Source organism: Paenibacillus sp. FSL H8-0034 (assembly GCF_038000305.1).
GTDB lineage: Bacteria > Bacillota > Bacilli > Paenibacillales > NBRC-103111 > Paenibacillus_S.
Map to the genome: position 1 here is coordinate 5,713,825 of NZ_JBBOBS010000001.1, position 14,812 is coordinate 5,728,636.

The window sequence follows — 14,812 nt, forward strand, 5'->3', positions numbered from 1 at the left end:
TTATTGGAGTTGTTTTGCTTCTAACATTACGTCCTTGCATTTCTTTATTCCTTTACGCTGCCAAGCACAATCCCTTTCATAAAGAAACGCTGGATGAACGGATAGACTAACAAAATCGGCAGTGCTCCGAGGAAAATTTGTGCAGACTTTGCAGTCCGATCTGAAACCTCAGCCAGCATCTCCATATCAACACTGCCTGCCAATAACGTATCCACAGCGGTAATAACCGTATACAGATAGCTCTGCAAAGGATAATTATGCGGTGAGTTCATAAAAATGATGCCGTCAAACCAGGCATTCCACTGTCCAACAATGGAAAATAGCAGCAGGGTCGCCAGAGACGGCGTCGACAGCGGGACAAAGATTCGCCACAGCACCGTCCAATGGCCGGCGCCATCCATAAATGCTGCTTCCTCCAGCTCTTTGGGGAGTCCGCGAAAGAAGTTAAGTAAAATCAGAATATTGAACACAGGCAGTGCATGATGCAGTACCAAGGCCCAAATCGAATCCAGCAGGCCAAGCGCCTTAATCGTCATATATAGCGGGATCAGACCGCCGTTAAACAGCATGGTGAACACAAAGATCCACGCATATAACGTTCTTCCCTTTAATGCCTTGGCATCCTTGGATAACGGATAGGCAACCAGAATAACAAGCACCATGTTCAAGGTAACACCCAGCGCCACACGCTGCAGCGTTACCACAAGCGAGCGTATGAACTCGGGTTTTTGGACAATAAATGCATAAGCCTTCCATGTAAATTCGACCGGCCACAGCTTGACAAAGCCTGCTGCCGCAGCAGAGCTGGAGCTGAGCGAAATCGCAAATACGTTAATCAACGGTAAAATACATAACAAGGACAAGCCGACCAGCAGCACATAATTCGAAATAATAAACAGCCTACGGGACCACGACGGATGCTCAACCATTACGCTTTCCTCCCTTCCCTAGAAAATTCTGTAGTTAGCGAAACGATAAGCCATCAAATACGAGGTAGACAGCAGGATAAAGGAAACCACTGATTTAAACAGTCCTATAGCCGTTGCAACGCCATATTGCGCATCAACGATCCCGATTCGATAAACAAAGGTATCGATAATATCGCCGCTTTCATAGACAACCGGACTGTACAAATTAAACACCTGCTCAAATCCGGCATTCAACACATTTCCTATACTAAGCGTGACCATTAACACAATAATCGGAGCCATGCCGGGTAAAGTCACATGCCAGGTTTGCTTCCAGCGATTAGCGCCGTCAATGACAGCTGCCTCATATAACGACGGGTTAATGCTCGTAATGGCTGCCAAATAAATAATTGAGCTGAAGCCAAATTCCTTCCATTCATTGGACAGCACCAGTGTAAAGGGAAACCAGTGATTATCCGCCATAAAAAAAATCGGCTCTATACCCAGCCACTGCAGGCCTTGATTCACAATCCCGGAAGAAGGCGACAGGATGTCCACCAGAACCCCGCTCAGGATAACCCACGATAAAAAATGCGGCAAATACACGAGAGTTTGCACCATACGCTTCACAAATTCTCGCCGCATTTCATTCAATAACACAGCCACAGTCAATGGAACTATTAACCCCGCTATAATTTTCATTACCGCGATATAGATCGTATTCCAGATAACCTGATAAAAGCTCGGAAGCTTCATGACATACACAAAATTATCGAAGCCGACTAAAGGTGAACCCATAATTCCCTTGGCCGGATTAAATTTCTGAAAGGCAATAATAATGCCCAGCATAGGACCGTAGCTGAAGATGAGTACGAGCAATAAACCCGGAATAATCATCAAATGCAGAGGAAGCTGCAGCCTCCATTTCGTATTCATTTCCATTCAACTCCCTTATGCTTCAAGACTTGATTTCGAAGGAAAGGGGCCGGGCACAGCCTCCCCGTAAGCCCCCTTGTATTATTTATTTTTGCTGTAATACTCGTTAACTTCCTTTTCAATTGCATCGCCGCCAAGGCTTTTCCATTCCTTGACGAATTTATCAAAATCGCCGATCGGTGCGGCACCCATAATAATTTTGGTTACCATTTCGTTCTGGATCTTTTGGAGTGTGGCATCCTTCTCCACCATCGTGGCTGTAGGGGCACCGGTGAAGGCATTGAACTGATAGTTCTTGTTTTTCAAATAGTTCGCGATGACACCGAATGAGCCCTCAGGACCAAAGGTCCGCTCCGAGAACCACAGGCTGTCGTCACCCTTGCGGAAGCCTGCTACCCGGCTGAAGTGGAGCGATGCCGGAAAGTCGAGCTTGCTTCCATCACCTTTGTTTTTCAGCTCCTCTACCACCTTCAAATGGGCATTAATATTCAAGTCTGCCGGGTTAATGAGCACAGGGAAATATTTCCCGGGGTAAATACCGGTTGCTGTATCGATAATAAACGGATTTTTGGAGCCGCTGTAATCGGTCTGGAAGTAACGTTTATTGTACAAATTCAATAATTTGATTACGGCTTCAGGGTTTTTGCTGCCTTTTTTCACGACAAAAAATGAAGTCGCCGCATCATTAGCCTGTAGAATCACGGGCTTGCTGTCTGCGGATGTAATCGGAAATGCCTGCCAATCCGCCTTCGGATCATTTTTGCGGTTGTCCTTGAAGAAGGTCGTCGCATCCGCCACATAGCCGAATGCTACACCCAGCTTACCTGCTGCCGCATCCTCAGCTACCTTTTTCCAAGACTTTACCGAAAACTCCTTATCGATCACGCCATCCTTATAGAGCTGCTGCAGCTTTTCGAGAGCTGGCTTCATCTCCGGCTGCACCGAGCCGTATACCAGCCTATCGGAGGCGTCCTTGACCCAAAATGTCGGGTAGGCATGGTACGCATTGAACAGTCCGATCAGTGAAGCAGGCGTGACCCCGTTATTGGCTTCCTTAAAAATATCCTTGCTCACACCAAGCCCAATCGTATCGGCCTTGCCGTTGCCATCCGGATCGTTTTTGGCAAATGCCGTGGCAATATTCAATACATCGTCCATCGTCTTCGGCTCCGCCAGATTGAGCTTCTTCATCCAATCCGTCCTGATCCAGACCATGCTGGCGGAGGCTACGCCATTGTTCTCAAATGTCTGCGGAATCCCCATCAGCTTGCCGTTCACGGTAACAGACTTTATTGCGGCACCGCCATCCTTAAGCAGCGCTTCCTTGGTAAACGGGGTTGCGTATTTATCGTAAAGCGTGGTCAGATCCTCCACCAAATTGGAATCGATCAAACGCTGCATGACCACCCGGTCAACCGCCATAAAATCGGGCAGCTCTCCTGAAGCGAGTGTGACGTTCAGCTTTTGTGAAAATTGGGAGGCATCGACAACCCACAGGTTTTTGACTTTAATGCCCAGATCATTTTCCATAATGGGGGTCCAAATGTTTTTATCCAGCGATTCGCCCTCGGCAAATTTGTAGCTCGCATCTATCGCACGAACCGTAGACACCTCGATTGTCGGACTGTATTTACCCATCGGATCTGCAGGCTTGTTATCCACTGCTGTTGTCGGTGGTGTAGAGCTCGGTGGTGGTGTATTCGGTGCTGCCGCCTCTTTGGTTGCGGTACAGGCGCTCAGCAGCAGTGGAATTGATAGCGCTGTCATTACAAGTGAATTGCGTTGTATTATCTTCATGAACGTTCCCCCTTGACTATTATTCTTACTATCCTGATTGTAAAACGAACCCGCCTCGAAGCATACGGGACTTTCTTATGATCGTTATCTTATTTTATCCAATTCATGAATTAGACAAGATTGATGCTGTCCATATAGCAAATGGATATAAGAAAAACTTCTGATCGAAGCCTATTCGAGGAAGATACATCCGTGTTTTACATGTAGCTTTTCTTGCAATATCAGAATATTCAGCTCTGCTGAAACTAATAAATTCTGATATTATGAAAAAGGAAACTGCTTGGTAAGCCAGCTTCCCATTCCATCATAATTCCCGATACTCAAGCGGCGTGCTGTTTGTGATCTTTTTAAATAAGCGGGTAAAATACGGAGCCGAGTCAAAACCAACTTCAGCTGCGATCTCGTGGATTTTGAGGTTCGTGCTTTTCAATAAGTGCTTGGCACGCGTTATTCTAACCTCTGTAATGTAGTCCAGCAGATTGATCCCTGTAAGCTGCTTGTATAGACGGGATAAATAAGGAGGACTCAGGTACACGACCTCGGATAAACGGGTTAACGACAGCTCTTCATTGATATAATCGTGCACATATTGATGAATGAGCCGAATCATATCCGTCGTTTTTTCTTCCTGAACATGACTGTTATGCTCCGCTATCGTTTCTCCCAATCGACAAAAGTAGCTCAGTGCCGTCTGCCAGGAGCGATGGTTTTCCAGCTGTATGTAAGTGTCTAGCTGCAGCTGCGGACCGATCCTGTCCGTCAGATTGCGTCGGTTCAAATAGGAAAGAAAAAAAGCCGATAAATGGCTGAATATTTCCAAAGTCAAATAGGTGATCTTCTGCTCCGTGAAAGCCAGCTCGTCAAACCGGGTAATGTCCTCATACAGCCGTGCAAATTGAGACTTATCTCCATTATCGAGATGCGGTTCAAGCAGATCCAGCTTGCGCAGCTGATTGCGGAATTCGGTCTCGGCGAAGAAAGCACGACTGGATCGCTCCCCGCCGGTCTCGGATGAGCCCGACTCGGTAATCAGCATTTCCTGGCTTCTTATCCAGCCGCTGCTTAACAGCAGCTTCAGTGAATCGATCTGCCGGGCCGCCTCTTCCCATAAGCATGACCCAGAGCTCATAATCAACGAAATGGGCAGCTTCAGCAGCTTGCTGCACGTTTCCTGGATAGATTCCGAGGTTCCTCTCACAAATCGGCCAAGCCGTTCCCATTCTTCAGGTGAAGCCGATGAGGATTGTCCATCACCGCTGCACTTGGGCTGTATCAGCCATACAAACCGGAATTTATCATAAGGGATGAACAGGAATCCAAATCTGTCAGCCAGTAACTCCTTGGCAATGTTCTGAATCGAATACAGCATCAACGATTTGTCCGATAGTGAAGCATACTCTCTCCAATCATCCACACGGCCCAAGGCCACGAATACTGGCTGCTCGGCATCCAATCCGATCTGAAGCTCAGCAAACCTTCTTGCTCGGACAGCCACCGAATCTCCCTCACCACGAAGCAGCTCCAACAAGTAATCACGCCGCAAGGCAGGGAGGGCTTGTTGAAGCTGCTGTCTGGCCTTAAGCGAGATATCACCCTCCATCAGCTCAGTGGTGATTTCCTGGGCTGCCTTTTCTATAGCCTGAAATATCAGTTCATCACCCTCGGTCTTGAGAACGTAATCGGTTCCGCCTTTGCGGATGGCGGTTTGGATGTAATCAAAGTCATTATAGCCCGATAAAAAAATAATTTTGCAGCGTGGCCATTGCTCTCGTACACGGTCCGCAAGCTCCAGACCGTTCATGCCTGGCATTCTGATATCGGTGAGCAAAATATCCAGACGCATATCGTTCATTTTATCCATCGCATGAATGCCTGAATAGGCTTTGGTCACCGTCAGCTCATACTGCTTCCATTCCTGTATCGCATCGAACAAGTAATCGACAGCTAACGGTTCATCATCGACTAGCATCAAGTGCAGCATGTTGTCCCTCCTGTTCCTTGGTCATCTGAATGTTCATAACTACCTGAAGGCCTCCCTGCAGTCCGGTGGACAGCGTAATTCCCGATTGTTCTCCAAATTTCAGCTGAAGCCTGCGGTGCACATTCATGATGCCGCTAACCTCCGCGTTCACCTGCCTCGATGATAATCGGCTCCGCCAATTCGTGAGATCTGTTTCTGACATTCCCGCTCCATTGTCTTCAATAATAATCCGCAGCTCATTAGGCCCCGACTCCAGTGATACGGACAGCCTGCCATCCGTGATCGTGTGCTCAAGCCCATAATTATAGGCATTCTCTACCAACGGCTGTAAAATAAGTCGTGGCACTTGAAATGAAAGCAGCGCTTCCGGCAGCTCATCAATGCTCACATGAACACGGTTGGAAAATCGGACGTTCTGGATTTCCATATACATCCGAACATGATGCCATTCATCGGCAAGTCGAACATCATCCCCCGTCTTCTTCGTAATATAGCGGAAATAATCGCCCAAATATTTGGTGAATCTCAGACTGTTATCGTAATCCTCTGCTTTGGTCATCCTGTACAGTAAATACAAGCTGTTATACAAAAAATGCGGATTGATCTGGGACTGCAGCTGATTAAGCTCGGCCTGCTGCGTTTGCAGCTTCTGCTCGTAAACCTCGTAGACAAGCGTATTCAGCTTCGCCGTCATTACATTAAATTGATGATACAAATAGCTGAATTCATCTCTGCTTTTATGATGCAGGGAGACCGACAAATTACCCGATTCCACCTTGCGGAAGGCACGAACCATTTTGGTCAAAGGCTTGTGAATAACCTTATACACCCAGTACGAAACGAAAATAATCAGCACCACGGTGACAATCGACATCAGGATAATGTAGCTCTTATATTTGTTGAGAGGTCCGAGCAGGTCCGCTTCCTGTACATAAACCATCAGTGTCGTATCGGTATCCGGTAAATATTCGAAAGCGGTAATATAGCTTTGCTTGTTCAAGGTGATCGTCTCGATGCCTTGCGTCCCTTCTCCCTTGTTCGTCACCCAGCTGCGAACATTAGCCGCTATCGGGTCCAGCTCCGGTTGTCCCTGCTCGCCTGCAATGATCCAGCTCGTATGCAGCAGCGCCGCTCCTCCCTTGGAGCCGGAAATTTGCCGCAAAAAATGCCGCAATTCTTCTACAGAAACCTCGGTCTCCAGTACAAATAACGGATCACGCTGGGCAGAAACAGGTAAACTCGGATAATATTCACGAAGCAGCAGCCTACCTTCCTTATACAGCAGCGGGGAGGTATGAGGAAGCTCGCGTTCAACCTTCAAACGGTTCGTCATTTCTGGTGATAACGCCTCCGACAGCTCATCTGTGGAAATTACCCGCTGTATCGGGGGGATGTAAACGCTTGCTTTTTTAACGTAAATACCTGAGCTTTTCATCAATTCCAGCTTTTGCTGAAATTGCTTCATCTGCGCCGTGCGCTCATAGAAGGTCAAGCCTTCTGCAATCACGCTTAACGAGGTCAGATCATTGTCATTCACATACTCGCGCTGCAGCCTGACCATGCGATCGATTTCCTTATTCAGGGAATTGCTGTAAAAGTGGATTTGCGAAAGCAGCGAATTGGACACCTCATCCCTTACAATTTGAGCACCCAGATCGTTCATCTGAATCGCCAAAGCGTAAACCGGAAGCACAACAATAAAGAACATCGCCAGCAGCTTGGTGAATATCGAAAACCACCATTTTTGCCAGTTTACTTTCATAAATATAGCCTCGCCCTCCTGAATGGCTGTACAGCTTGTTATTTGGTGCTAAGTCATAATGATACCTGGATGTTCCTGTAAGCTCTTGTATAGGTTTGCGTTCATCGTAGATGAAGCGTAATCACAAGTCAATAAGAAGTTAACAAGCGGCACAGTCCAGCTGAATACGACTCACAGCACGAAGAACAGCCACAGAGTAGGCCCTGTGGCTTGTTCCTCGCATCTTTATTTGGTTGTAAATGACCATACATCCGATCGGCTAAAGCCTCCAAATTCATCTCGTGCTATCGCGAACCAGGAATAGCTTTGACCCGGCTGCGTATTCGGATAGGGAACTGTCGCCGTGCTTCCGCTCGGAACCTTCGATGCTTTGCCGATCAGCTCATTCGTTCTCGAATAAATACCGATATAATCGGTTGCCACCTGCTTTTCAATCGGTTTCAGATTGAGCGGTAGCACGAATTCATCCTCGTCCGGCTTGAAAAAGTTATACTTATTCAAATAGGGCGAATACGTATTGACGAATAGCTTTTTATTCTGCAAATCGAATTGCAGGAAACGCATATAGCCCTGACCGCCTTCAGGCCCATTCTGGTAATCGCTTAACAATTCCAGCACCTTACGCTCCCCTATTTGCTTGATATTATAGGCAACACCAGGATTATGACCGCCCAGCACCATAAACACATTCGGGTTAGGCTCCACAAGTCGCTCATACACCCAACGCCCTTGACCATAATAAGCCTTGCTCGGCTTTAAGTATTCATGTGTCGCGATGATAGCATTGCGGTCTGCATATTTCTTGAGCACACTATTGGCCCAATCGAACGTTTTTTGATCGATCACCCAACCGAGATACACGATAACAAAATCGTTGCCCTTGACCGAAACCAGATCGTAATGATCGCGGTTATTGTTCAGATCTCCGCCAAAGGTAGGCTGCTTGATATACCGCTCGCGACCAAAATATTTCCAAAACTCCTCATAATTGCCGACATCATAAGCGACATCATGATTACCAGCAACGATACCATAAGGGATACGGGCATCATCAAGGGTTTTCATGCTTTTCGAGGCATTTTCCCATTCGGTCTTGCTGTTCCAATTATTGACGATATCCCCTGTGTGCACCATATAGCTGAACTTTTTTTCCTTCCAGTGATCAACAGTCCATTTGGTCATCAGATCATAAATTTTGGGAAACGACTCCGAATAGTACTGAGTATCGGTCATCCATAGAAAGGCAAAATCATACTCACCCACCGTCGGAATACGATCCTGCACAAGCACCTCTACCTTGCCGCCGCGCACCATCTGAGCTGGCTTGATTCTCCCTCTTAACGTAAAGTCCTCTGTCCCTCTGTTGGAGTCTATGTCTTCCCACAGCTGCGTATCAAAATTCCATACATACATAGTGACCAGTCGATCCGGCAGCGAATGCCCTGTCCAGACGATATCGGAATCGGTTAACGGATCATTGCCCACCTCAAAGGTGAAACGGTGATACGGAAATTTTTCCTGGTTATCATTAACCAGATATTGGTTATCTTTGACGGCAACCAAGGCTCGCTGCTCGTCAGTCATCATAGTCTCACCCTGCGGCACCAATTCGAGTGGCGGCTCGCGATCAACAGCATGGGTTAATGCCTCGTGCTTGCCTGTGTCACTCATATCGTAACGCCGAGCTTTGTAAAAGGATACATCCAACGGATCCTTGGTCGAATCATCCACCTGTACGCTTAGCTTCAGCTCAGCGGTTGAAATCGAAGAACGATCGGCTGGTGCAGGCTGGTTCGGCAGCTCAGGCGTTTCATTCAAAACCTGAAAGTTAACGGCACTACTGCGCTCATTGCCCGCTTTATCGGTTGTACTCACTTCCAGCTTATGCGCCCCGACCGGCAGCTCCGTTGTTTGCAGCTCGGCCGGCAGCTCAATCACCATGCCATCCAGCTTGGCGACAACAGAAGCAGTGCCGGATATCGCATCGTTGGATTTAACATTAACAGCAATTCGATTCTTGTAGGTTCTGCCCTCGATAGGTGAAACGACCTCAAGAACCGGTGCGGTGTTATCGACTTGAACGATAACCGTTTTGGCCTTTTTGCTTGTTCCCTCCTCTGCAATTAATTCAACCTTATGATTGGTTTCAGGCAGTTCCAGCGTATCCCATAAATAATAGACACTGCGATACTTATCGTCCTTGATCACATAATTAAATTCTTTTTGGAACGTGCCTGGATCCTGCGCCGCACCTGGAGCAGATCCGACTGTATACACAGTAGCTGTCTTATAATTCGGATCATCCAGAACCGTTCCGTCCCCAAGCTCGAACTTCAGTGCACGGAATTTCCACACATCGTGTTCGCCCTCCTTGTCATCAGGCGTTTTTTTGCTTCCAGCACGCAGCGTTATTTTATTATTTCCCTGCTGCAGCAGCTCCGCGTTGATGGGAACGGTCAATTTGGTAAAACCCGCAATATTTTTATCAAAGGTATAGGCAAGCTTGTCGTTCACCCATATCGAATTTTTAAACCCATCGCCCGACTTCATCCCATCGGCTTCAAAGGTGAGCATTGCTTTTTGCTGCATAACCGGTTTGGCTGTCACCTTCACATCATCAATGAGCAAACTAAGCTTCGACTCCGGCTTGCTGCCTGATGCTATGATCCCTTTGCTCCCTCTTACGATATCTCCATTATCCAAGGAAAGGGTAAGACTCGTATCGTTCGCAGAAACCTGCGGAATACCTATCTGGAGAAAGCCATCTATCGCGAGCAACCGAATTATCCACAGTAACCCGATCAGAGCGAGCGCGGTGAACAGGATCAGCACTGTTTTTTGCATTCCATTAAACCGCGGTTGATTCTCCATGCTGAAACCTCCCTCTGCTAGAACAATCCATGATGGACTTTATTGTATACCACCTTGCATTCGATTGATAGACAAACAGCCCCGCCACGAACAACAACGAGGACTGTTACTTGATGCTATTCCCACTTCTCCAGCTGCTCCACGGCCATTGTTAAAGCTTCCGCTGTCACTTCAAAAGGCATGTTTCCGATTGTCCCGGCTGCAGAGAGCACGGCGCTCATCCAATGTTCCTTCTCCGCCTCTTCAATCGGATAGTCTATGCCCAACTGGTGAAGCTTGACTGGCAAACCTATAAGCTTATAAAAGGCAAGCAGTTCATTTATTTCCGCTGGTTGACGCTGCTCCAATATTAATTGCACCAATGTGCCATAAGCAACTAGTTCTCCATGTAAGGCTTGCTGGGGAAGAGTTATCAAGCCATTATAAATCGCATGAGCAGCAGCCCAGCGGCAGTTATCCTCACCCAAGCCGCTGACCATACCGCCGCATAATACAATGGAGTCAACCACCTGCTGCAATGCAAACGAAGCATTCTCTTGCCTTGCATCTTCTATCGCAGTGACTCCATACTTCATTATGGTGTCATAGCCAAGCTTTGCTGCTTGCAGCCCGCTAATTGTCGGTATATTATGCCGCTTATCAGAGGAGCAGGCCGACGCTTCATACCACGTTGCCAACGTGCTGCCTATCCCTGCAATCAAATAACGAGGTGGCGCTTTGGCCACAACATCGGTATCGATCAGTACCAGCAGCGTATTATTGAGAAATACTTGACTATCATAATAATGACCCTCATCGGTATACATCACAGATAAATGTGTGGCCGCCGCGCATGTGGCTGCCAGTGTAGGAATTGCTATGAAGGGCAGCTTCAGATCGTGACTGAGTTTTTTGGCGATGTCCGTCACTTTACCCGCTCCAACCGCAACGATTAGCTCTGTACCTTCCTGAACCATAGCGGATAATCTCTCGATTTCATTATAAGAGCATTCCCCTTCATAGACAGCATATTCGTAGACGATATCGGCTCGGTCCAGACTCGCGGTCAGCTTCTTATCCACGCTCTCCCAAGAGGCTGCGCCTGTGACAATAAAAATCCGCTTTCCCCATTTGGCAATCCATTCGCCGGCTGCATGAATCAATCCCACCTCCTGCATATAAGCATTCGGTGTTCCCATCACCAAATGTACTCCGTTCATCTCAACCGCTCCTCCGTATGGATTGTACCAATTATTTTACATTGACATCAAAGGAGGCCGTTTGGCTGCTTGGTGCCACAATGTTAATTTTAAAGCTGGTTACGTCGCCTGCGGCACCTGTGTATTGAACTTTACCCATTTTATCTATAGTAACAGCACTTGGCTTGCTGCCTACCACGTTGCTTATAAAGAAACTCAGCTTCAGTACTTCATTACCATTCGTCCCTGTGTTTCCGATTTTAAACAAATCATTACGTGAAACAGCCGCTTCCTCACTCAAAGCCCCAGGTGCACGTTCTGCTACAAACTCACCAGCGTATTGATCAGTAACCGTCATTTTCTCAGCCAGCTTCGTATCCCAGATATACAGCCCTGCCTGAAGCTCCGCCAAGGCAACTTCCTTGCCTGTCTTGTTCAGCACGATGCTGCCTACAACCGGACCTTCATTCTTCGAGGTTACATCGATCTTCGAATTGGCAATTTCATTTCGGCCATTGTTATACAGGATGCTGAGCTGGGCTGTTCCCGCCTTGCCTCCGGCAACGAATCGACTGCCATTCTGATCGGCAGATTTGCTCGCTGCATCCGCCACCTGATTGTTGCTGGACGTAACCGAAACAACAGATGAAGGCACCTTGACGATCTCGTTATTGTCCAGCTTAGCTCTGATTTTAACTTCCTTGGCAAATCCGCGGTAGTTGTCATAGACGCTGCTCGCTCCTGCCGCCCCTGATCCTGTGCTCAAGTAATCATCAGTCGCCAGTAAAGTATTGTTTGAATGATCCAGATAGGCTTCATAGGTCAGCTTATTCGCAGAATCGTTAGGGTCAATAACACTCATTGTCGTGGAAACCGAATCAATTTCTGCATAGTTAACCCCGTTCACAGCAATGCCGCCATTCGTATCCGCCTTCAACAAGGAAGCCTTGAACAAATAATTTGCAGCTTTTGCGCCAGCTCCGGTGTAGAAATTGAATGATTTATCAAACACGGAATCCACACTCATATCGGATGAATCATGAGCCAGCTTAAAGTCCAGATATACCTCCTGACCCAATGTCATCGGCTGCAACATATATTTTCGCGGCGAGGCGCTGTTAGTCTGATCCGTCCGCTGCGTGCTTGCAAGACTGGTAGCGCCAAGCGTTGCGGCATCTCCTGAATTGGCTTTCAAGGAATAGCGAACTACATATTGATTAGCAGCATCGTACTTAAGCTCGCCGCCGAATTGGTCATACAGCTTGATTTTCAATTCATTATCAGTGCCGGCAGTCATGTATTTGGCTGGTGTAATTGAAAAGCGAATATCGTCAGCCTTGCGCTCTTCATTGCCGTTTAATGTCAACTGGGCTCTCACATCCGGACTATCCTTGAGCTGGATGGTGATCGTTGAATTATCTTTGTTGATCACACCTGTAATTGCGATCATACCCTTATGCGAGCCATTATTGGATATAGGATCAGCAGCCAGTGTTACGCCACCGTTGGAGAATATATTGAATTTGGCCCGTTGATCATAAATTTCCTGTGGTGTCAGTTGATTACCCTGGGAATCCTTCACAACAATCGGCACATAAAACTTCGCATCGGTCGCTTCATCCCCTGTCGGCACATCACCTTTGGATAAACTGTAATTATAAGTACCAAAAGCCAAACTTGCTGCCGATTGGTTGCCAGAGATCTTGATCACCTTCGTATAGGTCTGTCCCGACCCATTGGCGATAAGGGAAATGGTAACATCCTTCGTTTTATCAGATACCGAGCGAAGCTTCAGATCTGCCGCCGTGTCCCCGATCACATTGTCAATGAAAGCCAGGTTCTCGCCAACATTACCTTTTTCCAGGTCGGAATCATTGGTCAGCACCACAATACCTGCATTCAAATCCGCTTTATTTTCCACACGAATACCGTATTGATCATAGGCCTTTACATTCAGATAAGCGTAGCCGTTGGAAGCAATCGCATCCAGTTTGTTGCCGGAATCATTAACGAGCTGTCCGACCTCCAGCCTGGATACGTTGCTTTTATCCCCGATCTGGAATACTTTATTGCCTTGTATGCTTGTTGACTCATAGATGACCGTGAGGGAAACCCCTTCGCCCTTAACCGTACCATCAGGTAAATCCAGATAAAAGGCTTGCTCCCCGCCAATGACCGTTGTTGTGCCTTTGCTGGCATAAATTTTAAAATTGCTCGCCGATAAGGAGGATTGGCCGCCATACTGATTAGCTGCTTTAAAGTCAATACGAATCCGCTTATCGTTAGGCAGCGTATCACCAGCAGCCAGGAAACTGATGCCCGTGATTTGTTCCGCAGTCGTCGTAAATTGAGCGGATTTGGCCGACTCCTCCAGATTCGATACGCCATCCAGCGTAACGCCCCATGCTGCCGCATCCCATTTATTATCCAAAGTCAAGGTTGCTGTTGTGTTATCATCATTCCAACTGGTTGTATATCCGCTCGTAACTGGTGATCCATTACGAGTCAGAATCAGCTTGGCTGCCGAGGTATCAGCCAGGGCTCCGTTTAATTGAACGGTGAAGGTATTGGAATTGCTCGCCTTGAAGGAAGTAATCCCATACTTTCCGTTAAATATCGGCTTATACTGCTGGGACGATTCATAGGAGGATAACACAAGCAAATCACGCGTTGCCGGTACCATGCCGCCAAACGTACCGTCCGCATTCGCCTGAAGCAGCTTCAAGCTGATCGCCAAAGCCGCATAGCTTTGAGCCCAGGTGGATACGGTTGGATCGTTCAATCCAGCTGTTGCTTTCACTTGATTTTCCATACCGAGTCCGCGAATAAGGAACGTTGCCAGCTGCTCTTTCGTTACTTCACCTGCCGGATTGTATTGACCTGGTGCAAATCCGTCAGTTATCCCCGCTTTTACGATAGCTTCTATATAAGGTAATGCATAGCCATTGGCCGGATCGCTAGCTTTTACATCCGTAAAGGTGGAGGCTGTCAGCGTATTGTCTACCTTCAGCTTGAATATTAAAGCGGCTACTTTTGCAAATTGGGCACGGTTCATTTTGTCTTTCAGGCCGAATGTGCCTTCACTAACTCCATCAAATATTCCCGCACTGATCAACGCATCAAATTTGGCTTTCGTGGTAGCATCCAGATCCTTCAAATCATTGAAATCCATAGAGGATTTGGCAGATACCGCACCTCCGAGAGCAAGAGTTGAGAACACGACGGACAAAGACACAATAACTGATAAGCTTTTTTTCATACAAATTTCCCCCAATAAGTTGATTTTGTCAAGCAATGGACAAGTAAAGCCTATGTAATAAGTGCGGCGTTCGTATCTGGATGGTTTCCATGGATTGTGATGAACAAACACGCGAGATAA

General features: G+C 47.2%; 8 protein-coding genes. All 8 read right to left on the reverse strand.

The window, feature by feature from the left end:
- Positions 1-44: 44 nt before the first annotated feature.
- The 8 genes from NST47_RS25895 to NST47_RS25930 all read right to left on the reverse strand — a co-directional run bounded on the left by NST47_RS25895 (position 45) and on the right by NST47_RS25930 (position 14,692).
- The gene (locus NST47_RS25895; RefSeq protein ID WP_076237721.1) at positions 45-929 is read right to left on the reverse strand and encodes a carbohydrate ABC transporter permease; all 885 of its coding nucleotides are present in this window, start codon (positions 927-929) and stop codon (positions 45-47) included.
- A gap of 18 nt (positions 930-947) precedes the next feature.
- Positions 948-1,844 (reverse strand): ABC transporter permease, encoded by an 897-nt coding sequence (locus tag NST47_RS25900; RefSeq protein ID WP_076237722.1) that lies wholly within the window; start codon positions 1,842-1,844, stop codon positions 948-950.
- 81 nt (positions 1,845-1,925) lie between these two features.
- On the reverse strand, positions 1,926-3,641 hold the full coding sequence (locus tag NST47_RS25905) for an extracellular solute-binding protein (protein ID WP_341157708.1): 1,716 nt from the start codon (positions 3,639-3,641) through the stop codon (positions 1,926-1,928).
- Positions 3,642-3,945: 304 nt separating this feature from the next.
- Positions 3,946-5,622 carry a response regulator transcription factor gene (locus NST47_RS25910; RefSeq protein ID WP_341157709.1) on the reverse strand — a complete coding sequence of 559 codons (1,677 nt, stop codon included), beginning with the start codon at positions 5,620-5,622 and terminating at the stop codon, positions 3,946-3,948.
- The gene (locus NST47_RS25915; RefSeq protein WP_341157710.1) at positions 5,597-7,384 is read right to left on the reverse strand and encodes a sensor histidine kinase; all 1,788 of its coding nucleotides are present in this window, start codon (positions 7,382-7,384) and stop codon (positions 5,597-5,599) included. Before NST47_RS25915 ends, NST47_RS25910 begins: the two co-directional genes overlap by 26 nt.
- A 225-nt stretch (positions 7,385-7,609) precedes the next feature.
- Positions 7,610-10,255, reverse strand: a complete 2,646-nt coding sequence (locus NST47_RS25920; RefSeq protein WP_341157711.1) for a metallophosphoesterase — start codon at positions 10,253-10,255, stop codon at positions 7,610-7,612.
- Between the two features lie 116 nt (positions 10,256-10,371).
- The gene (locus NST47_RS25925) at positions 10,372-11,454 is read right to left on the reverse strand and encodes an iron-containing alcohol dehydrogenase family protein (protein WP_341157712.1); all 1,083 of its coding nucleotides are present in this window, start codon (positions 11,452-11,454) and stop codon (positions 10,372-10,374) included.
- A 31-nt stretch (positions 11,455-11,485) separates the two neighbouring features.
- Complete coding sequence (locus NST47_RS25930) at positions 11,486-14,692, reverse strand: S-layer homology domain-containing protein (RefSeq protein WP_341157713.1); 3,207 nt, start codon at positions 14,690-14,692, stop codon at positions 11,486-11,488.
- Positions 14,693-14,812 lie beyond the last annotated feature (120 nt).

Coding starts and splice junctions, on each gene's coding strand:
- NST47_RS25895 (WP_076237721.1), bottom strand. CDS start 929: ATGGTTGAGCATCCGTCGTGGTCCCGTAGGCTGTTTATTATTTCGAAT.
- NST47_RS25900 (WP_076237722.1), bottom strand. CDS start 1,844: ATGAATACGAAATGGAGGCTGCAGCTTCCTCTGCATTTGATGATTATT.
- NST47_RS25905 (WP_341157708.1), bottom strand. CDS start 3,641: ATGAAGATAATACAACGCAATTCACTTGTAATGACAGCGCTATCAATT.
- NST47_RS25910 (WP_341157709.1), bottom strand. CDS start 5,622: ATGCTGCACTTGATGCTAGTCGATGATGAACCGTTAGCTGTCGATTAC.
- NST47_RS25915 (WP_341157710.1), bottom strand. CDS start 7,384: ATGAAAGTAAACTGGCAAAAATGGTGGTTTTCGATATTCACCAAGCTG.
- NST47_RS25920 (WP_341157711.1), bottom strand. CDS start 10,255: ATGGAGAATCAACCGCGGTTTAATGGAATGCAAAAAACAGTGCTGATC.
- NST47_RS25925 (WP_341157712.1), bottom strand. CDS start 11,454: ATGAACGGAGTACATTTGGTGATGGGAACACCGAATGCTTATATGCAG.
- NST47_RS25930 (WP_341157713.1), bottom strand. CDS start 14,692: ATGAAAAAAAGCTTATCAGTTATTGTGTCTTTGTCCGTCGTGTTCTCA.